Origin of the sequence: Catenuloplanes niger, from assembly GCF_031458255.1 — a bacterium.
GTDB lineage: Bacteria > Actinomycetota > Actinomycetes > Mycobacteriales > Micromonosporaceae > Catenuloplanes > Catenuloplanes niger.
The window spans coordinates 7,831,971-7,850,654 of the sequence record NZ_JAVDYC010000001.1; the positions used below are offsets into that span (position 1 = coordinate 7,831,971).

Consider the following 18,684-nt stretch of genomic DNA (forward strand, 5'->3'; position numbering starts at 1 on the left):
CGAATCGAGCACAGTGGATACCCCTCGGCTCGGGAGGCTTCCATGGGCGACTACCCGCTCGGCGTCAGCCGGCCACCGCTCGGCGTCCGTGACCTGCCCGAACCGGAGCAGGTGTTCGGCGTGCCCCGGCTCGGCCCGTGGCAGGTGGTCAAGTTCGCGATCGGCCCGAGCCTGATCGCGCTCGGCATCTCGATCGGCAGCGGCGAGTGGCTGCTCGGCCCGCAGGCGGTCGGCCAGTTCGGCTTCGTCGGCGTCGGTTGGGTCATCCTGGTCTCCGCGGTGCTGCAGACGTTCTACAACGTCGAGTGCGCCCGCACGGTCATGGCGACCGGCGAGGCCCCGGTGGTCGCGTGGGGCCGCGTACCGCCGGGGGTGTGGCTGTGGGTCCCGCTCTCCGTGTTCGTCGTCATCTTCGCGTTCATCGCCGGTGGCTGGGCCGCCTCCGCCGGTCAGGGCGTCTACGCGCTGGTGCACGGCGAGCCGCCGCCGGCCGGCGCGGAGGAGCCGCGGCTGTGGGCGATCGCGCTGCTGGTGCTGGTGTTCCTGCTGACCGCGTCCGCCCGCCGGATCAGCCGCACGCTGGAGCTGGCGAACTGGGTCATGGTCGGCTCGATCCTGGTCGCGCTGCTGATCGTCGACCTGCTCGTGGTCCCGTGGGAGATCTGGTGGGAGGGCATCCGCGGCCTGGTCACGCCGGCCGCGCCGCCGGCCGGCATCACCGCGACCCAGCTCGGCGGCCTGGCCGGCTTCACCGCGCTGGTCAGCGGCCTGAACTGGTACGTGATGGGTCACTACCGCGACAAGGGCTACGGGATGGGCTACCACACCGGGTTCATCTCCGGCCTGCGCGGTGGCGGCGGCGGACTGCGCGACGTGGGCGTCACGTTCCCGGACGACGACCTGAACCGCGGCCGGTGGCGCCGCTGGTACCGGTTGCTGCTGCTGGACATGTGGGGCGTCTTCTTCGTCGGCGCGATGCTCGGCATGCTGCTGCCGACGATCCTGATGGCGTACGCCGTGCAGCTGGCCGGGGAGCGGCCGACCGCCGCGAACGTGCCGACGTTCGTGGCGGCCGCGCTCGACGAGTCGTACGGCCGCGGCGCGTTCTACGTGGCGCTGGCCGTGGGCGTGCTGATCCTGTTCAGCACGCAGCTGGGCATCTTCGAGGGGATGGTGCGCGTCGCCACGGACGCGGCGCACGCGACCAGCCCCCGGCTGCGGAGGCTGGTGGAGGGGGACCCGCGGCGGTTCTACTACCCGTTCATGCTCACGCTGCTGGTCGTCATCGCGGTCGTGCTGCACCTGGCGCTGCCGGTGAACCTGGTGCAGTGGTCGGCGAACATGTCGAACCTCGGCGCGCTGATCTACCCGTTCCTGCTGATGTACCTCAACAGCCGGCTGCCCCGGCCGGCCCGGCCCCGGCCGTGGCACTACGTGCTGCTGGTGGCGAACGTGCTGTTCTTCGGCTTCTTCTTCGTCAACTTTGTCGCGGACCTGGTGGGCGATCCGCTGGTGACGTTCTGACCGGGGCCCGGCACGCGGCGGGGTCGCACCGCCGCGCACCGGCCGCCGCGCTCAGTACAGCGTCACCAGCGTCATGCAGTTCGCCGGGTCCGGCGGCCCCGGCGTGGGGCGGAGCGTCACCACCCAGGCGTGGCTCTCGCCGAGATCGATCTCCTCGGTCACGGTGCCCAGCCGGTCGATCTGCGCCAGCAGCGCGGCCGGCGTCCTCGGCTCGGTGCGGATGCCCTGGTAGACGAGGAGCCGCTGGTACCCGGCGACCGCCGCGTCGAGCTTGGCCGGGTCGCAGTCCGCCGCGCCGGACGCGCGCACGTAGTGTCCCGGCCGCAGCAGCCGCGGCTTCGCGTACCAGACGATCGAGGGCGCGGACGAGATGGTGACCAGGACCAGGTCGCCGTCGCGCTTCCGCTGACTGATCCACTCGACGCCGCCGCGGTCGTCCGTCGTCAGCGTCTCGGTCACCGGGCGCCCGGCGTGCGCGATCTGCGGCGCGGCCACCAGCCCGGTCATCGTGACCAGGAGCAGCACCGCGACCGCACCGACGGCGGCCGGCACCCGCCGCGCGCCGGGCGCGGCGGTCCCGGCCGCGGGAGCACCCGCCGGCGGATGCGCCGCACCGGCGTCGTCGCCCGCCGCGCGCTCCCCGGGCCCGGTGCCGGTGGGGACCGCCGGACGCCACCATGCCGCGGCCCGCGGGAACGGCGAGACCGCGGCGCGGACCGCCGCGTCGGCCGCGATCGCGACCAGCGTCAGCATGATCGGGGCGAGCCACAGCGCCAGCCGGCTGCCCATCGGCACCGCCCGGACCGCGCCGTAGATCAGCGCGGAGACCAGCGGTGCGGCCAGCAGCCAGCCGGCCGCCGGGCGACGCCACAGCGCCAGCCCCAGCCCGGCCAGCAGGGCGAGGTAGAACAGGACCGACACGACACCGGCCGGTACGTGCAGCGGCTCGATCGCGAGGGCCTCCGGGCGGGCCGCGGCCCACTCCAGCAGCTGGCCGGCGCTCGGGTGCTCCGGTGGGAGGGCGCCGCGCTCGGTCCAGAACGGCTTCAGGTGCGGCTCACCCGTGGTCGCGGCCAGCCCGGCCACCCAGTGCACGCCGAACGACGCCAGCCACCCGAAGCCCCACGCGGCGGCCCGGAACGCGGCGGCGAAACCGTCCCGGCGCCAGATCGCGACCACCAGGACCAGCGCGAAGCCGGGCGCGGCCAGGATCGCGGACATGCTCAGCCACGACGAGACCAGCGCGGCCAGCCAGAACAGCGCGATCGGCAGCCAGCGCCGGGACGGGACGGCGGCGGACCGCTCCAGCGCCCACAGCGCCACGCCGGCCATCATCAGCACCAGCGTGGCGTCGGCCGAGTACTGCTTCAGCTCGGCCGAGTAGCGGATCAGCGCCGGGGAGATCGCGTAGAGGCCGACCAGCGTGACCGCGCCGGCCGGGCCGAGCCAGCGGCGGGCGACCAGCCAGGCGACGATCAGGCCGGCGATGCCGAGCAGCAGCGGGACCAGCCGGAGCGCGCGCTCGCCGTCGCCGAACAGCACCCGGGCGATCCGGACCAGCCACAGCCAGGCGAGCGGCGCGCTCTGGTTGTACATCAGTTCGCCGGTCAGCTCGCCGAACCCGGACTCGCGGACGTTTATCGCGATCATCGCCTCGTCGAGCCAGAGCGAGGCGTCCTGCGCGTAGTGCCAGAGACGCAGGACCACCCCGGCGAGAACCGCGACGAGCGCGATGTCGGCGGGCCGGAGAAGACGGCGAGCAGGAGTCACGGCGGGGGACGTTACCGGTGCGGAACGCGCCGCCGTGCCCCGGGTGTGATCACGCCAGGTCGGCCGGGGCGAACTCGCGCGGCTCGACCAGCACCAGCCAGTTGCCGGTGTTGTCGCGCAGCACCGCCTCCACGCCGTACGGCCGGTCGGACGGCTCCTGGAGGAACGTGACGCCGGCCGCGCGCAGCTTCTCGTAGGCGGCCCGGCAGTCCTCGACGCGCAGGCCGAGCCCGCCCATCTTGCCGGCCTCCAGTTGCCGCCGCACGAACGCGGCCGCGTCGTCGTCCAGCGGCGGGCCGGGCGTCATCAGCGTGACCTCCAGCTCGGGCTGGTTCGGGTGCACGATCGTCACCCAGCGGAAGTCCGGTCCCATCGGCACGTCCACGGCCGGCGTGAACCCGAGGTGTTCGACGTAGAAGTCACGGGCCGCGTCCTGGTCCAGGCAGTACACCGTGACCAGCGAGATGTTCGAGATCATGCTGCGACGGTACGGGTGCCGGCCGGACCGTGGCTTCTCCCAGGTTGCTCGCCAGCACGCCGGCCATGAACAGGTAGCAGCCCGGCACGTGCGGCGCCCCGCGCGCGGCCCACCGGCGCTGGTAGGCGGCCGGGCTCTCGCCGACCAGCGCGTGGAACCGGGACGAGAACGAACCGAGGCTGGCGAAGCCGACCAGCATGCAGACCTCGGTCACGGTCAGGTTCGCCGTGCGGAGCAGATCCTGCGCGCGCTCGATCCGCCGGCGGGTCACGTACCGGATCGGCGTCTGCCCGTAGATCTCCTGGAACGTGCGGGTGAAGTGGTACTTGGACACGCCGGCCACCCGCGCGAGCGTGTCCAGGTCGAGCGGCTCGTCGAAGTGCCGGTCGGCGTGGTCCCGCGCCCGGCGCAGGTGCGCGAGCAGCCCGGTGGCGACCATCAGCCGGCCAGCAGCACCAGGACCAGGCCCAGCGCGGCCGGGACCGCCTGCACGAACAGGATGCGCCGGCTGACCGTGGCGGCGCCGTAGAGCCCGGCGACCAGCACACAACCCAGGAAGAACAGCTTCGCCTGGTACGCGGTGCCGTCGTCGGCCAGCAGCGCCCAGATCAGCCCGGCCGCGAGGAATCCGTTGTACAGCCCCTGGTTCGCCGCGAGCGTCTTCGAGGCCTCCGCGAACTCGGGCGTGGTCCCGAAGACCGCCCGCCCACGGGGCCGCGCCCACAGCACCATCTCCAGCACCACGATGTAGAGATGAATGACGACGACCAACCCGACCACGACGTTCGCTGCGATACCCACGTCGTCGCACACTACTTCCACCGCCGGCCGCCTCCCGTGCCGCGCCCCCGGACGACACCTGGACCGCGCCTCGCTCCGACCCCCACTTCGATACAGGGCCTAGCATGGGCGCGATGACTACTCCGCGAATGCGTGCCGACGATCTGCCGGCCGACCAGGACTGGATGGCGGACGCCGTGCGGCTGCTGTCCGGCCCGCCGCTCGACCCCGGCGTCGCCGGAAAGCGCCTCGGGCGGGGCAGCGGCGTCTACGCGTGGTGGGCCGCCCCGACGGTCTTCCCGCACCTGCCGGGCCCGCCGAACGAGCACGACCCGGCACTGCGGCTGCTGTACGTCGGCCGCGCGGGCAACCTGCGCGGCCGGATCCTGCGCAACCACCTGCGGCGGTCGGGCAGCTCGACGCTGCGGCGCACGCTGGCGGGCCTGCTGCTGTCCGACGGATACCGGACGACCTGGACCGACCGCGTCGTCCTGATTCCCGAGGACGAGGCGCGGCTGACCGCGTGGATGCACCGGCACCTGCGCCTGACCTGGGCCGAGGACGAGGACGCGGAGGAGATCGAGGCCGCGCTGGTCCGGCACCTGCACCCGCCGCTGAACGTGTACGGCGTCCGCCCGGAGCACGTCCAGCCGGCCGTGGTCGCCGCGAAGGACGCGTACGACGCCTCCAGCCGGCCGGCGGAGGTCTCCTGAGCGCGGGCAGCCGGGAACGGTAGCCGCTGATCAGCTGGCGGCCAGCGCGCTCTTGCCCCGGCGCTTCGCGTCGTACATCGCGGCGTCGGCGGTGCGCAGCAGGCCGTCCGTGCTGGTACGGGTGCCGATCGCCACGCCCACGCTGGCCCGGATCTGCAGGTGGTGCCCGTCGATCACGGCGGGCTGCGTGACGGCCGCGCGGATCCGGTCCGCAGTGGCGTCCGCGAACGCCTCGGTCGTCGGGGACAGGATGACCGCGAACTCGTCGCCGCCGAGCCGGGCGACCGTGTCGTACGGGCGCACGCACCGGCGGAGCCGCTCCGCGACCAGCGCCAGCACCTCGTCGCCGACGTGGTGGCCGAGCGTGTCGTTGATCGCCTTGAAGCCGTCCAGGTCGATCGCCAGCACGCCGACCAGCCCGTCCGGGTCGCCGGGCTGGGCCGGGCCGCGCAGCTTGCGGTGGAAGAGCAGGCGGTTGGCGAGGCCGGTGAGCGCGTCGTGGGTGGCGTCGAAGCGCAGCTGGTCCTGGAACGCGCGCGCGTCCGTGACGTCCCGGGCGTTGCAGATGTAGCCGCGTACGTTCTCGTCGTGCAGCCGGTTCGTGCGGGTCACCTCCAGCCAGCGCCAGGTGCCGTCCGCGTGCCGTACCCGCAGCTGGGTGGTCTGCACCTCGTCCCGGCCGGTCGGGAGCGCGAGCGTGCCGAGGTCGTCCGGGTGGAGGAGCGCGTTGAGCGGGAGACCGGTCAGCGCCTCGGGGGAGATGCCGAGCACGCGCTGCACCGCCGGGCTGGCGTAGGTGATCACCGCGGTCGCGTCCGCCACCACGGTGATGTCGCAGGCGTGCTGAACCAGCGCGCGGAACCGGGCCTCCTGCTGCGCGATCCGCTGCAGCAGCGCGTGGTTCTCGGCGAGCGCGGCGAGTTGCCGGGCGACGACGAGCGTGCTGATCAGGATGGCGCCGGCCACGATGCCCCAGGCGCGCGGCGACAGCTCGGCGCTCCACAGCACGGAGACCAGCAGCGCGTACGTGGCGGCGACCGCGACGTACGGCAGCAGGCTCACCCGTCCCTCGCGCCGCACGGCGCCGGCCGCGGCACCGCCGTACCGCATGCCGAGTTCCTGGACCTTCGGCGCGAACGCCATCAGCACGCACGGCACGAAGCTGGCCGCCATCGCCAGCTGGTAGTGGCCGGCGTCGGTGAGCGCGCCGCCGACCGCGATGCCGGCGCCGGTCATGGTGACGCCGACGATGCCGACCGCGGCCGCGGACCGGGTGAACGGCGGGTTCCCGCCGAGCGCGAGCTTGAGCACGCCGAGCGCGCAGATGAGCATGCCGGCCGCGCCGGCCACGGTCAGCACCAGCCGGGGCAGCCCGCCGTCGTTCGCGGCGCTCACCGAGTAGACCCAGATGAACGCGCCGACCGCGGCCAGGATGATGATCGCGTCGAGCCAGAACCGGAGCCGTTCGCCGCGGGTCACCGCGCCGATCGGGTGGGTGATCATGGTCCACAGCGGCAGGCAGACGCCCGCGGCCAGGAACGCCAGCTGCACCGCGCCGCCGGTGATCGCCTCGGCCGGGGTGGTCGCGCCGGCCGCGAGGAAGGCCTGGTAGGAGTCGCCGACCACGAAGAGCGCGGTGGCGTGTGCCATCGACCGCCAGAACCGGCGGGTGGCGGGCTCCGCGCCGGCCATCCGCCAGATCTGCCACGAGGTGAGGCAGATGGTCAGGTCCAGCACGACCTGCGCCGGCCAGAACAGCCGCAGTGCCCCGTCCAGGTCCGCGAGCGGGACCGCGTACCACAGCGTCCCGAGGACGGAGAACACGATCAGGCCGACGAGAAGTGGATCGCCGAGGGCGGCGCGGCGCACCGACCGCTGCCCTGTACCCATGTGCTGAACCCCCGCGAAGCGCTTCGACTGTGATCGCACCATCGCGCGCGGTGACGCCGACCTGAGGGCTTCGACCCCACCCGTGTGCCTTGCTAGGGTTCCGGCGTGCTCGGGGCGGACGAGATCGGGGCCGAGGTGGCCCGCGTCTCCGCCGGCAACCCGTTCTTCGGCATCGGTCTCGGGCCGCTGCCGGGCGCGCTGCCGATCGAGGACGCGGTCGCGGCGGTGGGCGCGTGGGCACGCACGGACGAGCCCCGGGTCGCGGCGTCGCTGACCGTCCTCGGCTACTCCGCCCGCCTGGTCGGCCCGGTGCTGGCGCTGCTCACCCGCGCCGGCATCCTGCTCGACCTGACCGCCGTGAGCTGCGCCTACGCGCCCGGCGCCGGCTTCCGGCTGTCGCTCGACGCGCCCGCCGGAACCCGCGGTGCGGGTCTCGAGGCCGCCTGCGGCGCCGCGCTGGTCGCGCACCTCTCGACGATCATTGCGAGGGTACGGGTGGTGGCCCCGGCCGCGCACGGACTCCTGTGGGGGAACGTCGCGTCCGGGATCGTGGGCACCATGCGCCAGCTGTCCCGCGTCGCGCCGCCCGCGGACTGCCGCCGGATCCGGGACGCGGTGCTCGCCACCGTGCCGCTCGACTCGGCCGGCGTCGTCGGCCCGCGCGACGCGTACACCCGGCGCAGTTGCTGTCTCTACTACCGCCTCGGCGCCGGCACCTGCGGCGACTGCCCGCTGCCCCCGGACATCGGCTCCCGCGCCGCCCGCCGGTGACCCGGGCGCCGGGCACGTCGCGGTGACGACGCGCCCGGCACCCGGTCACGGTCGGATCTAGCCGGTCGGATCGGGCCGGTCGGATCTAGCCGGTCGGATCGGGCCGGTCGGATCGGGCCGGTCGGATCGGGCCGGTCGGATCGGGCCGGTCAGATCGGCAGGCTGATGAACGTGCGGCCGGCCGTGTTGACGACCTCGATCGCGGTCACCCGGGCCGGGTCGATCGAGGCGCTGCCGTCCAGGTTCGTGCCGCCGGTCTCGGCCGCCTCGGAGACGATCCAGCCGCCCGCGATCTGCCGGTTGCCGTCCGCGGAGACCACGATCAGCCGGCAGTCCTCGCCCGGCGGGATGCCGGCGACGGCCGCGTTCACCCGGACCCAGCCGGCCGCGGGCGTGACCGTGGCGGTCATCCGCACGTTCGTGGCCGGGTCGACGCCGGACTGCACGCGCGTGCCGGCCGGTGCGCTCTGCGCGGCCGGCGGTGACGTCACGCCCGGGTCGCCGGTGCCGCGGCCGAGCAGGACGCCGCCGCTCACGGCCGCGACCAGGACCAGCACGGCGGCCCCGGACATCAGTCCGCGCTGCCAGCGGACGCCGCTGGACGCCTCCGCGCGGATCTGCCGGAGCGTGCGCGCGAGCACCAGGTCCGCGTCCGGCGGACCGTGCAGCAGCGCCTCCGGCGGGACCTCGCCGAGCGCCTCCTTCATCGCCTCGAGCTCCGCGAGCTCGGCCCGGCACGTGTCGCACGTCGCCACGTGGGCGTCCACTTCGCTGCGCTCAGCGGGTTCGAGCGTGTTCAAGACGTACGCTCCGATCAGCTGGCTGTGCTCGACCTCGGCACTCATCGGGTCACCTCCGCCACTCGCGCGACGGACGTGCCGGGCGCCTGTGCTCTTCTGCCTATGACGTGCTCGCGGAGCGACTTCATGGCGTTGTGTGATCGGGACTTCACGGTACCGGGAGGGATTCCCAGATGTTCCGCCGTCTCGGTGACGGTCCGTCCCCGGAAGTAGATCTCCACGAGCACGCTGCGGTGCTCCTCGGAGAGCGTCTCCAGCGCGTCCAGCGCGACGATCGAGTCGACGACCTGGTCGGAGTGGTCGCGGGAGACCGGCACGGTCACCGGCGACTCGGCCACCTCGGTCGGCCGGACCGACCGGGCCCGCGCGCGGTCCGTGATGATGTTGCGGGCGACCGTGAAGAGCCAGCCCCGGATGGAGCCGGTCGACTCGGACAATTCGTGTGCGTGCCGCCAGGCGCGCAACAGCGTCTCCTGGAGCACGTCCTCCGCGGCGGTCCGGTCCCCGGTCAATCGCGTGGCGTAGGCGATCAGGGCACCGCCGTGCTCCTCGTACAACGACCTGATCAACGCCTCGTCGCTCGACGTCCGGCGTTTGCGCGGCCGTAGAATCGCCATCGCGTCGCCCCTTAGAAGGTGTCGGTGGTGGTGAGGACCCGTCGGCCCGCACCACCGCGAGCTACGACGGTCCTCCGGGAACGGTTCACAGGAAAAGCGGACTTCAGTCCGGCCGGGGGTGGGTGGCCGGGGCGGTGGCGGGGCAGGAACGGTTCTCGTTCAGGCACGCGACGATCTCGGCCATCAGCGGCTCGGGAGCCAGATTGATCATGATGCCGTGGTCGGTGCGCGGGCTGCGGTGCTGTTCCGGGAACGCGTCCACGGTGAAATCGCCGGACACACGGTAGCCGACCGTGACCCGCAACCGGGGGACGGCGAACGTGCCGGGCGGGCAGGCGCCGTCCGCCCCCGGGAAGCCCAGGTGCCGGCGGTGCCCGGCGCTGTCCGTCCGCACGCCGTCCCAGCAGCTCGGGAACTCGAGGACGCGCCGCACCTCCCGGCCGGCCGGGCAGCGGGGATAGCGGTCGGTCCGCCGGTCCTCCGCGCCCTCGCAGGTCCAGGCGCGGATGCCGGACGTGCCGGTGGTCGCGGCCCGCGCGTCGCCGGTCATCGCGCGCAGCCCGCGCGGCGCCGCCACCACCGGGCCGGTCGCGGCGGCCAGGTACGCCATCCGCACCGACGTGGGCCGGAGGATCTCGGAGTGCTCGCCGCCGGCCCGCAGCACCGGCCAGTAAAAGGTGGACAGGTCGCCGTTCGTGCAGGTCGTGGTGCCGCGCAGCAGGGTGGCGTCGGTGGAGTCGACGTCGGTCGAGCGATTGCCGACGTAGTCGTGCACGTGGTGCTCCGGGCCCGGGACGCCCGGGGTGACCACGACGTTCGCGGTGTTGCGGTGCGCCTCGGCGTTCGTGCCGCAGTCGAAGACGTACCGGCCCGGTCCTGTCGGGATCACGACAGTCGCGGGGGCGCGCGCGATCGGCTCGCGGTCGCCGTCGTGCCGGGCGCCGGCCGCACCGGCCACGGTCAGCGCGCCGGCCAGCAACGCCACCTCCACCGCCAGCGCGGCGGCGAGCGACATCCTGCGGGGCGACCGGGCCATAGCCGTAACTCTATTGGTGGTTCGCCGGCACAGCACGTGAGCGCGGCCGGCGGCTGCCGGACACCGGCCGGAAATATATGTGAACCGGATCCCGGCGCCGGTCGTTCTAGCGTCAAGCGTCGAATGACCGGAGGCCGATCATGACCGTTCCGCAGCACGCCACCCGCGACCCTCGTACGGCTCCCGGGCTCGTCGTGCCCGTCGCCGGACCGGTGCGGCACGGTCGGCGCCGCGCCGCGAAACTCGCCGGCTTCGCGCTGCTCGGGCTGGGGGCGCTGGCGCTGCTGGTCGCGCTGCCCTGGCTGGGCATGGGGCCGGGCGTGGCGGAGGCGCAGCCGGGGCTGGTGCGGGTCGAGCACCCGCTGCTCTACGCGGCCGGCGGCGCGGTGGCGGTGGCGTTCGCGATCGTGGTCATCCGGCGCACCCGCCGGGTCTGACCGGACCCGGCGGGGGTACGGCGTACCCCCGCCGGATCGTGGATGTCGGTTATGCCCGGCCGCGCTGGGCGCGGTAGCGGGCGATCAGCGCGTTCGTCGACGAGTCCTGGTCGCCGGCCGGCGTCGTCTCCTGGGTCAGCAACGGCGCGAGCTGGTTGGCCATCACCTTGCCGAGCTCGACGCCCCACTGGTCGAACGGGTTGATGTCCCAGATCGCGCCCTCGGTGAACACGATGTGCTCGTAGAGCGCGACCAGCTGACCGAGCGTCGACGGCGTCAGCTTCTCGCCGAGGATCGTGGTGGTCGGGTGGTTCCCCGGCATGATCTTGTGCGGCACCACGGCCGGGTCCACGCCCTCCGCCTCGACCTGCTCCCGGGTCCGGCCGAACGCCAGCGCCGCGGTCTGGGCCAGGAAGTTCGACATGAACAGGTCGTGCATCTCGGCGGTGTCGTGGTTCGGCACGCTGAAGCCGATGAAGTCCGCCGGGATCATCTTCGTGCCCTGGTGGATCAGCTGGTAGAACGCGTGCTGGCCGTTCGTGCCCGGCTCGCCCCAGAAGATCTCACCGGTCTGGAAGCCGACCTCGGTGCCGTCCCTGGTGACCGACTTGCCGAGGGACTCCATGGTCAGCTGCTGGAGGTAGGCGGCGAACCGGTGCAGGTACTGCGAGTACGGCAGGACCGCGTGCGTCTGGACGCCGAGGAAGTTGTTGTACCAGACGTTGAGCAGACCCAGCGTCGCCGGGACGTTCTGCTCCAGCGGCGCGGTCCGGAAGTGCTCGTCCACCGCGTGGTAGCCGGCCAGCATGTCCCGGTAGTGGTCCGGGCCGACCGCGATCATCACGGACAGGCCGACCGCGGACGGCAGCGAGTACCGCCCACCCACCCAGTCCCAGAAGCCGAACATGTTGGCCGGGTCGATGCCGAAGTCGACGACCCGCTTCTCGTTCGTGGACACCGCGACGAAGTGCTTCGCGACCGCGCTGTCGTCCACGCCCAGCTTGCCGAGCAGCCAGGTGCGGGCCTCGCGCGCGTTGGTCAGCGTCTCCTGCGTGCCGAACGTCTTCGACACCACCACGAACAGCGTGGACGCCGGGTCCAGGTCCTGCGTCTTCACCGCCAGGTCGGTCGGGTCGATGTTGGACACGAACCGGGCCGTGATGCCGGCGTCCCGGTAGTCGCCGAGCGCCTCGTACGCCATCACCGGGCCGAGGTCGGAGCCGCCGATGCCGATGTTGACGATCGTGGTGATCTTCTCACCGGTGGCGCCGCGCCACTCGCCGCCGCGCACCTTCTCCGCGAAGGCGGCCATCCGGTCCAGCGTGGCGTGCACGTCCGCGACCACGTCCTGGCCGTCCACGGTCAGCTGCGCGTCGCGCGGCAGCCGCAGCGCGGTGTGCAGCACCGCCCGGTCCTCGGAGGTGTTGATGTGGTCGCCGCGGAACATCGCCGCGATCTTGCCTGTCAGGTCCTGCTGCCGCGCGAGATCACGCAGCAGGTCGAGCGTCTCGTCGGTGACGAGGTTCTTGCTGTAATCGACGTAGAGGTCCGCCGCCTGGCCGGTCAGCCGCTGCCCGCGACCGGGGTCGCCGGCGAAGAGGTCGCGCAGATGCGACTGGCGGACCTTCTCCGCGTGCGCCTGCAGCGCCTGCCACTGCGACGTGCCCGTGACCGTTTCACTCATCAGCTCGACCTACCCGTGTAGCCGTTGTCCGTCGTTTCATCCTTACGTACTCCGCCCCCGGAAGGTTGACAACGTGCCGTGCCTTACGGCCCCGGTATATCGCATATGTCGGGCCGGTTGGTGACATTCGGCAATCGTGCGGTCGCTGTGTGAGCTGCGTGGGCGAAACCTGAAAGTTTCATAACAGCGGACGAGAGTAAGGAGGCCGGTGCGGGGGCACTGAAGGACCGCTGAGCCTGGTAGTCGGGAGGTGGGCCGCGGTGGTTGGCAGCGTTCGGGCGCATGTGGAGAGTGGCGCGCTGGTGGTGGCGCTGGGGGAGCGGGCGGACCTGCTGTCGGCGGAGCGGCTGCGGCGGGCGCTGGTGCGGTGCACCGCGCACCACCCGCCGTTCGTGATCGTGGACTGTGCCCGGGCCGGGCGGTCGAAGCGGCTCGCGTCGCTGCTGAACGCGGCCGTGCTGTTCTGCAACGCGCGGCGGCCGGGGATAACGATGGTGGTGTCCGCGCCGAACGTGGCGGTCCGCCGGGTGCTGAAGGGCCGGGTGCGGATGTTCCCGACGCTGACGGCGGCGCTGACCGCGCTCCCCGCCCGGCGCAGGCACCCGGCGCGGGCGCACGTGCGGATGGATCCGGAGATGTCCGGCGCGTCGGCCGCGCGGGCGCTGGTCCGGTCGTTCTGCGAGCGTCGCGCGATCGGCGTGGACGTCGTGGCGGCGGGTGAGCTGATCGTGTCCGAGCTGGTCTCGAACGCGGTGCAGCACGCCGGCACCGCGCTCGACGTGACGGTCAGCCACTACCGCGGGCAGCTGCGGATCGCGGTCGCGGACCGGTCGACGCGGCTGCCGCGGTTCGGCGGCAACGAGCCCGAGCCGGGGCTGCCGATCCGGGGCCGGGGGCTGGACCTGGTGGCGCGCTCGGCGTCGCGGTGCGGCGTGCTGCTGGCGCCGGACGGCAAGGTGGTGTGGGCGAGCGTGGCGGTGCCGCGCCCGCGCTGGCGGCGCACCCGCGCGTCGGTCGCGGCGCTGGGCCGGGTGGCCTCGTGGCGTCCGGTCGTGCGCCGCCGGTTCGCCGCGCCGCGCCCGGTGCTCGGACTGCGTCCCGCCTGAGAACCGGTCGATCCGGCGCAACCGGCGGAAAAGTGTCGGCCGGCGCTGCTACCGTCCGTTCGATCGCAGGACCGGACCGGCGGCTGGAGCGCTATGACCATCAACTCGCACGTGACCACGTTCGCCGGGTTGCCGGTGGTGCCGTCCGCCGGTGACGTGCCGCCGGACGATCCGGGCGCGGTGGCCTGGCGCGTCGAGATCGAGGACTACGACGTCGCGCCGGCCGAGTTCGAGGCCGCGATGGAGGCGATGCTGTCGCGGGCCGGCGACGGCGGGCCGGTCGCGCTGGTGATCGGCCAGTGGGGCGGTGCGTACGAGGTGGCGCCGCCGATCGACCTGTTCGTCCGGCTCGCCCCGCGCATGCCCCGGCTGCGGTCGCTGTTCCTCGGTGATCTGACGTTCGAGGAGTGCGAGATCTCCTGGATCCGGCATCAGGACATCGCGCCGCTGCTGACGGCCTATCCCGCGCTGGAGCGGCTGGTCGTGCGCGGCACCGAGGGCCTGGAGATCACCGAGGCCGTGCGGCACGCCGCGCTGCGCGATCTGGAGATCCAGTCCGGCGGGCTCCCGGCCCGGCTGCTGCGGTCGGTGCTCGCGCTGGAGCTGTCCGCGCTGGAGCGCCTGAACCTGTGGCTCGGCGTCGAGTCCTACGGCGGTGACGTCGTCCTGGAGGATCTGCGGCCGGTGCTCGCCGAGGCCGACTCCCGCTGGCCCCGGCTGACCGCGCTGGGCCTGCGCAACAGCGAGATGCAGGACGCGATCGCGGCCGCGGTCGTGGAGTCCCCGCTGCTCGGCCGGCTGCGCGTGCTCGACCTGTCGCTCGGCACGCTCGGCGACGAGGGCGCGGAGTCGCTGCTCGGCGCCGCCCCGGCCCACCTGGAGGAGCTGGACCTGCACCATCACTTCATGAGCCCGCAGGTGGCGCAGCGGCTGCTCGACGCGCTGCCCGGCGTGCGCGTCGACGTCACCGACCGGCAGGAGCCGCGCGGCGACTGGGGGCGCTACGTCGAGGTCTCGGAGTGAGCGGGTTCGCCGTGCTGGGCAACCCGGCCAACCGGCGGGTCACGTCGTTCGCCGCGGCGGTCACCGCCGCGGGGCTGCCACCGCCGCGCGTCTACGCGTGGCGCGACGTGCTCACCGGCGGGCCGGTCCCGGGGCCGGGCGAGCGCGTGCGGGTCGACTCGCCGGGCGAGGACGCCGAGGTCGGCCGGCTGCTGCGCGGCGCGGTCCGGGCGGCCGCGCACGGCGAGATCACCGGGACGGCGGCCGCGCACGCCGGGCTGGGCGCGGCGCTGCGCCGGGTCGAGGCCGGCGGCGGCACGCTGCTCAGCGCGCCGGACGACATCCTCACCATGAGCGACAAGCCGCGGTGCCACGCGCTGCTGCGGGAGCACGGCGTGCCGGTGCCCGAGGCGCTGGCGGCCGTCTCCGGCTACGCCGAGCTGCGGGCGGCGATGCGGGCGGCCGGCTGGGCCCGGGTCTTCGTGAAGCCGTCGCACGGCTCGTCCGCGTCCGGCGTGCTCGCGCTCACCGCCGCGCCCGGCCGGGTCGCGGCCGTGACCAGCGTCGAGCGCGGCCCCGGCGGGCGCCTCTTCAACAACCTGACCCTCCGGCGGTACGACCGGGAGGCGGACGTCGCCGCGATCGTCGACACGCTGGCCGGGGACGGGCTGCACGTGGAGCGGTGGTTTCCCAAGGCCGGCCTGGGCGGGCGCACGGTCGACCTGCGCGTGGTCGTGATCGCCGGCGAGGCCCGGCACGTCGTGGTGCGGGCCAGCCGGTCTCCGCTGACGAACCTGCACCTCGGCAACGCGCGCGGCGACGTGGCGGAGGTCCGGGCGCGGGCCGGCGCGCGGGTGTGGGACGCGGCGATGGAGACGTGCGCCCGGGTGGGTGCGGCGTTCCCGCGTACGCTGATGGCCGGTGTCGATCTGATGATCCACGCGGCCTGGCGGCGGCACGCGGTGGCCGAGGTCAACGCGTTCGGCGACCTGCTGCCCGGTGTGCTGCACCGCGGCGAGGACACCTACACCGCGCAGGTGCGGGCGGCGCTGTGCGCGAGCTGATCCCGGGCCACGACCTGCTCCTGGTCACGCTGGACACGTTGCGGTTCGACGTCGCGGCGCGGCTGCACGCCGGCGGGCGCACCCCGGTGCTGGCCGCCCGGCTGCCGGGCGGCTGGGAGCGGCGGCACACCCCGGCCAGTTTCACCTACGCGGCGCATCACGCGTTCTTCGCCGGTTTCCTGCCCACGCCGGTCACGCCGGGGCGGCACGAGCGGCCGTTCGCGGCCCGGTTCGCGGGCAGCGAGACGACCGGGCCGGACACCTGGGTGTTCGACGCGGCCGACCTGCCGGGCGCGCTCGCCGACGCCGGGTATCACACGGTCTGCCTGGGCGGCGTCGGCTTCTTCAACCCGGGTGCGCCGCTCGGCCGGGTGCTGCCCGGCCTGTTCGCGGAGGCGCACTGGGAGCCGTCGTTCGGCGTCACCGCGCCCGGCTGCGTGGACGCGCAGGCGGACCGGCTCGCCGAGATCATCGCCGGGCTGCCGGTGTCGCGGCCGCTGTTCACGTTCGTCAACGTGGCGGCCGTGCACCAGCCGAACCGGCACTATCTGCCGGGCGCGGCGGCCGACACGGTGGACAGCCACGCGGCCGCGCTGGAGTACGCGGACCGGGCACTGGAACGGGTCTTCGCGCTGGCCGGTGGGCGCGGGCGCCCGTGCAAGGTGATCATTTGCTCCGACCACGGCACGCTGTACGGCGAGGACGGCCACGTCGGGCACCGGGTCGCGCACGAGGCCGTGTGGACCGTGCCGTACGGGGAGTTCACGCTGTGACCGAGTCGCCGTACCAGGGCTATCTGTACGCGTACCCGCACAAGACCGCGTACCGGCGGCTCGACCCGCGGCCGGCGCTGGCCGACGTGTGGGCCGGTGAGCGGCAGGACGCGCTCTTCGGGTACGTGCACGTGCCGTTCTGCGAGATGCGCTGCGGCTTCTGCAACCTGTTCACCCGGTCCAACCCGGCGGCGGAGCAGGTGACCGCCTATCTCGGGCGGCTGCGTGCGCAGGCGCGGGCGGTGCGGGACGCGCTCGCGCCGGACGCCCGGGTCGCGCGCCTGGCGATCGGCGGCGGGACACCCACCTACCTGACCGCGCCGGAGCTGACCGAGCTGTTCGAGATCGTCGGCGGGTGGGCCGGGGTGCCGCTCTCGGTGGAGACCTCGCCCGCGACCGCCACGCCGGACCGGCTGGCCGTGCTGGCCGGGCACGGGACCACGCGGGTCAGCATCGGCGTGCAGAGCTTCCTGGACGCGGAGGCCCGGGCGGCCGGCCGGCCGCAGCGCCGCGCGGAGGTGGAGGCCGCGCTCGGTGCGATCCGGGCCGCGGCGATCCCGGTGCTGAACGTCGACCTGATCTACGGCATCGACGGGCAGACCGCGCGGACCTGGCGGCAGAGCCTGGACGCGGCGCTGGCCTGGCGGCCGGAGGAGCTGTACCTGTATCCGCTGTACGTGCGGCCGCTGACCGGGCTCGGCCGGCGGGCCCGGACGCGGGCGGACTGGGACGGGCAGCGGATGGCGCTCTACCGGCAGGCGGTGGAGGTGCTGACCGGTGCGGGCTACGTCCAGCTGTCGATGCGCCAGTTCCGGCGGGCGGACGTGCCGGCCGACGACGGGCCGGACTACTGCTGCCAGGACGACGGCATGGTCGGGCTCGGGTGCGGCGCCCGGTCGTACACGACGTCGCTGCACTACTCGTTCGACTACGCGGTCACGGTCGGCGAGGTGCGCGCGGTGCTGGACGACTACCTCTCCCGGCCGGACGACGACTTCCGGTTCGCAGAGTTCGGCTACCGGCTCGACGCGTCCGAGCAGCGGCGGCGGTGGTTGCTGAAGTCGCTGCTGCGGGCCGAGGGGGTGCCGGCGGCGGACTACCGGGCGCGGTTCGGCACCGCGCACACGGACGACTTCCCGCAGCTGGCGGCGCTGGTGGAGCGCGGCTGGCTGGAGCCGTCCCGGGACCGGCTGACCGCGGCCGGGCTGGCCCGGTCGGACGCGATCGGGCCGTGGCTGGTGTCCGGGGAGGTGCGCGCGGCGATGGACGGGTTCGCGCTGCGGTGAGCGGGCCGGCCGGTGACCGCCGGCTGCTGCCGCTGCGCCCGGCCCCGGAGGCGGATGCGCCGCTCTACGTGCTCTACCGTGGGCCGCTGGCCAGCTGCAACTACGACTGTCCGTACTGCCCGTTCGCGAAGCGGGTCGACCCGCCGGCGCTGCTGCGCGCGGACCGGGCCGCGCTGCACCGGTTCGCGGACTGGGTGGCCGCGACCACCGACCGGCGGCTGTCCGTGCTGTTCACCCCGTGGGGCGAGGGGCTGACCCGGAGCTGGTACCGGGAGACGATCATCCGGCTGTCGCACCTGCCGCACGTGGACCGGGTCGCGATCCAGACCAACCTGGCCGCCCGCACCGGCTGGCTCGCGGACGCGGACCGGGACACCGCGGCACTGTGGACCACGTACCACCCCCGGCAGGTGCGTCGCGACCGCTTCCTGGCGCGGTGCCGCGAGCTGGACGCGCTCGGTGTCCGCTACTCGGTCGGGATCGTCGGCCTGCCGGAGCACCTCGACGAGGCGCGGGCGCTGCGCGCGCTGCTGCCGCCGCGCGTCTACCTCTGGGTGAACGCGGCGGACGGGCACGTCTACCCCGCGGCCGAGGAGGCGGCGTGGACCGCGCTCGACCCGCGCTTCGGCGACAGCGTGCGCCCGCACCCGTCCCGCGGCCTGCCCTGCCACGCGGGCGAGACCGCGATCTCCGTGCTCGGCGACGGGACGGTGCGGCGCTGCCACTTCGTACCCGCGGCGATCGGGAACCTCTACGACGGTTCGTGGCGGGCCGCGCTCCGGCCGCGGTCCTGCCCGAACGCGGCGTGCGACTGCCACATCGGATACGTGCACCTGAAGCCGCTCGGCCTGCGCGACGTCTACCGCGACGGGCTGCTGGAGCGCGTGGTCCACCGGGTCGAAGAATTTACGTAGCGGAGTATTTACACGCACTAACATGCTCGTAGCTCAACC

At 73.8% G+C, this 18,684-nt stretch carries 19 protein-coding genes; 10 read left to right on the top strand and 9 right to left on the bottom strand.

Annotated features, from left to right (window positions below):
• Nucleotides 1-42: 42 nt before the first annotated feature.
• A complete protein-coding gene (locus J2S44_RS34345) occupies nt 43-1,524 on the top strand; it encodes an Nramp family divalent metal transporter (RefSeq protein ID WP_310422666.1) in 1,482 nt (493 codons plus the stop codon).
• Nucleotides 1,525-1,575: 51 nt separating this feature from the next.
• On the opposite strand, the gene J2S44_RS34350 is transcribed toward J2S44_RS34345, so the two are convergent.
• Genes J2S44_RS34350 through J2S44_RS34365 form a run of 4 tightly spaced genes read right to left on the bottom strand, consistent with a single transcriptional unit; the run spans nt 1,576 to nt 4,573 of the window.
• Complete coding sequence (locus J2S44_RS34350; protein ID WP_310422669.1) at nt 1,576-3,294, bottom strand: glycosyltransferase family 39 protein; 1,719 nt, start codon at nt 3,292-3,294, stop codon at nt 1,576-1,578.
• Nucleotides 3,295-3,343: 49 nt separating this feature from the next.
• The gene (locus J2S44_RS34355; RefSeq protein WP_310422671.1) at nt 3,344-3,772 is read right to left on the bottom strand and encodes a VOC family protein; all 429 of its coding nucleotides are present in this window, start codon (nt 3,770-3,772) and stop codon (nt 3,344-3,346) included.
• Nucleotides 3,714-4,211 (bottom strand): helix-turn-helix domain-containing protein, encoded by a 498-nt coding sequence (locus J2S44_RS34360; protein ID WP_310422676.1) that lies wholly within the window; start codon nt 4,209-4,211, stop codon nt 3,714-3,716. Before J2S44_RS34360 ends, J2S44_RS34355 begins: the two co-directional genes overlap by 59 nt.
• A complete protein-coding gene (locus J2S44_RS34365) occupies nt 4,211-4,573 on the bottom strand; it encodes a DUF1304 domain-containing protein (RefSeq protein WP_310422678.1) in 363 nt (120 codons plus the stop codon). The genes J2S44_RS34360 and J2S44_RS34365 overlap by 1 nt, the downstream gene beginning before the upstream one ends.
• Before the next feature lie 113 nt (nt 4,574-4,686).
• Here J2S44_RS34365 and J2S44_RS34370 point away from each other — a divergent pair, with 113 nt between their 5' ends.
• A complete protein-coding gene (locus tag J2S44_RS34370) occupies nt 4,687-5,265 on the top strand; it encodes a GIY-YIG nuclease family protein (protein WP_310422681.1) in 579 nt (192 codons plus the stop codon).
• Between the two features lie 30 nt (nt 5,266-5,295).
• On the opposite strand, the gene J2S44_RS34375 is transcribed toward J2S44_RS34370, so the two are convergent.
• Nucleotides 5,296-7,155 (bottom strand): diguanylate cyclase domain-containing protein, encoded by a 1,860-nt coding sequence (locus J2S44_RS34375; RefSeq protein ID WP_310422684.1) that lies wholly within the window; start codon nt 7,153-7,155, stop codon nt 5,296-5,298.
• A 105-nt stretch (nt 7,156-7,260) separates the two neighbouring features.
• Here J2S44_RS34375 and J2S44_RS34380 point away from each other — a divergent pair, with 105 nt between their 5' ends.
• Nucleotides 7,261-7,926, top strand: coding sequence for a (2Fe-2S)-binding protein (locus tag J2S44_RS34380; RefSeq protein WP_310422687.1), 666 nt, complete (start codon nt 7,261-7,263; stop codon nt 7,924-7,926).
• Between the two features lie 149 nt (nt 7,927-8,075).
• Here the strand turns inward: J2S44_RS34380 and J2S44_RS34385 are convergent, their stop codons facing one another.
• From J2S44_RS34385 to J2S44_RS34395, 3 genes are all read right to left on the bottom strand, one after another.
• Nucleotides 8,076-8,771 carry an anti-sigma factor family protein gene (locus J2S44_RS34385; RefSeq protein WP_310422690.1) on the bottom strand — a complete coding sequence of 232 codons (696 nt, stop codon included), beginning with the start codon at nt 8,769-8,771 and terminating at the stop codon, nt 8,076-8,078.
• Nucleotides 8,768-9,343 (bottom strand): sigma-70 family RNA polymerase sigma factor, encoded by a 576-nt coding sequence (locus J2S44_RS34390; RefSeq protein ID WP_310422692.1) that lies wholly within the window; start codon nt 9,341-9,343, stop codon nt 8,768-8,770. The genes J2S44_RS34385 and J2S44_RS34390 overlap by 4 nt, the downstream gene beginning before the upstream one ends.
• Before the next feature lie 103 nt (nt 9,344-9,446).
• Nucleotides 9,447-10,379, bottom strand: coding sequence for a DUF1996 domain-containing protein (locus J2S44_RS34395; protein ID WP_310422695.1), 933 nt, complete (start codon nt 10,377-10,379; stop codon nt 9,447-9,449).
• Between the two features lie 140 nt (nt 10,380-10,519).
• Between J2S44_RS34395 and J2S44_RS34400 the strand changes: the two genes are divergently transcribed.
• A complete protein-coding gene (locus tag J2S44_RS34400; protein ID WP_310422698.1) occupies nt 10,520-10,816 on the top strand; it encodes a hypothetical protein in 297 nt (98 codons plus the stop codon).
• A gap of 49 nt (nt 10,817-10,865) precedes the next feature.
• Here the strand turns inward: J2S44_RS34400 and pgi are convergent, their stop codons facing one another.
• Nucleotides 10,866-12,500: a glucose-6-phosphate isomerase gene (gene pgi / locus J2S44_RS34405; protein WP_310422701.1), complete on the bottom strand. Its 1,635-nt coding sequence runs from the start codon at nt 12,498-12,500 to the stop codon at nt 10,866-10,868.
• A gap of 260 nt (nt 12,501-12,760) precedes the next feature.
• On the opposite strand from pgi, the gene J2S44_RS34410 reads away from it, so the two are divergent.
• The 6 genes from J2S44_RS34410 (at nt 12,761) to J2S44_RS34435 (ending at nt 18,645) form a co-directional block, all read left to right on the top strand.
• Complete coding sequence (locus J2S44_RS34410; RefSeq protein ID WP_310422704.1) at nt 12,761-13,606, top strand: ATP-binding protein; 846 nt, start codon at nt 12,761-12,763, stop codon at nt 13,604-13,606.
• Nucleotides 13,607-13,699: 93 nt separating this feature from the next.
• Complete coding sequence (locus J2S44_RS34415; protein WP_310422707.1) at nt 13,700-14,629, top strand: STM4015 family protein; 930 nt, start codon at nt 13,700-13,702, stop codon at nt 14,627-14,629.
• Nucleotides 14,626-15,672 (top strand): STM4014 family protein, encoded by a 1,047-nt coding sequence (locus J2S44_RS34420; protein WP_310422710.1) that lies wholly within the window; start codon nt 14,626-14,628, stop codon nt 15,670-15,672. Before J2S44_RS34415 ends, J2S44_RS34420 begins: the two co-directional genes overlap by 4 nt.
• Complete coding sequence (locus J2S44_RS34425) at nt 15,660-16,445, top strand: STM4013/SEN3800 family hydrolase (RefSeq protein ID WP_310422713.1); 786 nt, start codon at nt 15,660-15,662, stop codon at nt 16,443-16,445. Before J2S44_RS34420 ends, J2S44_RS34425 begins: the two co-directional genes overlap by 13 nt.
• The gene (locus J2S44_RS34430) at nt 16,442-17,731 is read left to right on the top strand and encodes an STM4012 family radical SAM protein (RefSeq protein ID WP_310422716.1); all 1,290 of its coding nucleotides are present in this window, start codon (nt 16,442-16,444) and stop codon (nt 17,729-17,731) included. Before J2S44_RS34425 ends, J2S44_RS34430 begins: the two co-directional genes overlap by 4 nt.
• Nucleotides 17,728-18,645 (top strand): STM4011 family radical SAM protein, encoded by a 918-nt coding sequence (locus tag J2S44_RS34435; protein ID WP_310422720.1) that lies wholly within the window; start codon nt 17,728-17,730, stop codon nt 18,643-18,645. Before J2S44_RS34430 ends, J2S44_RS34435 begins: the two co-directional genes overlap by 4 nt.
• Nucleotides 18,646-18,684 lie beyond the last annotated feature (39 nt).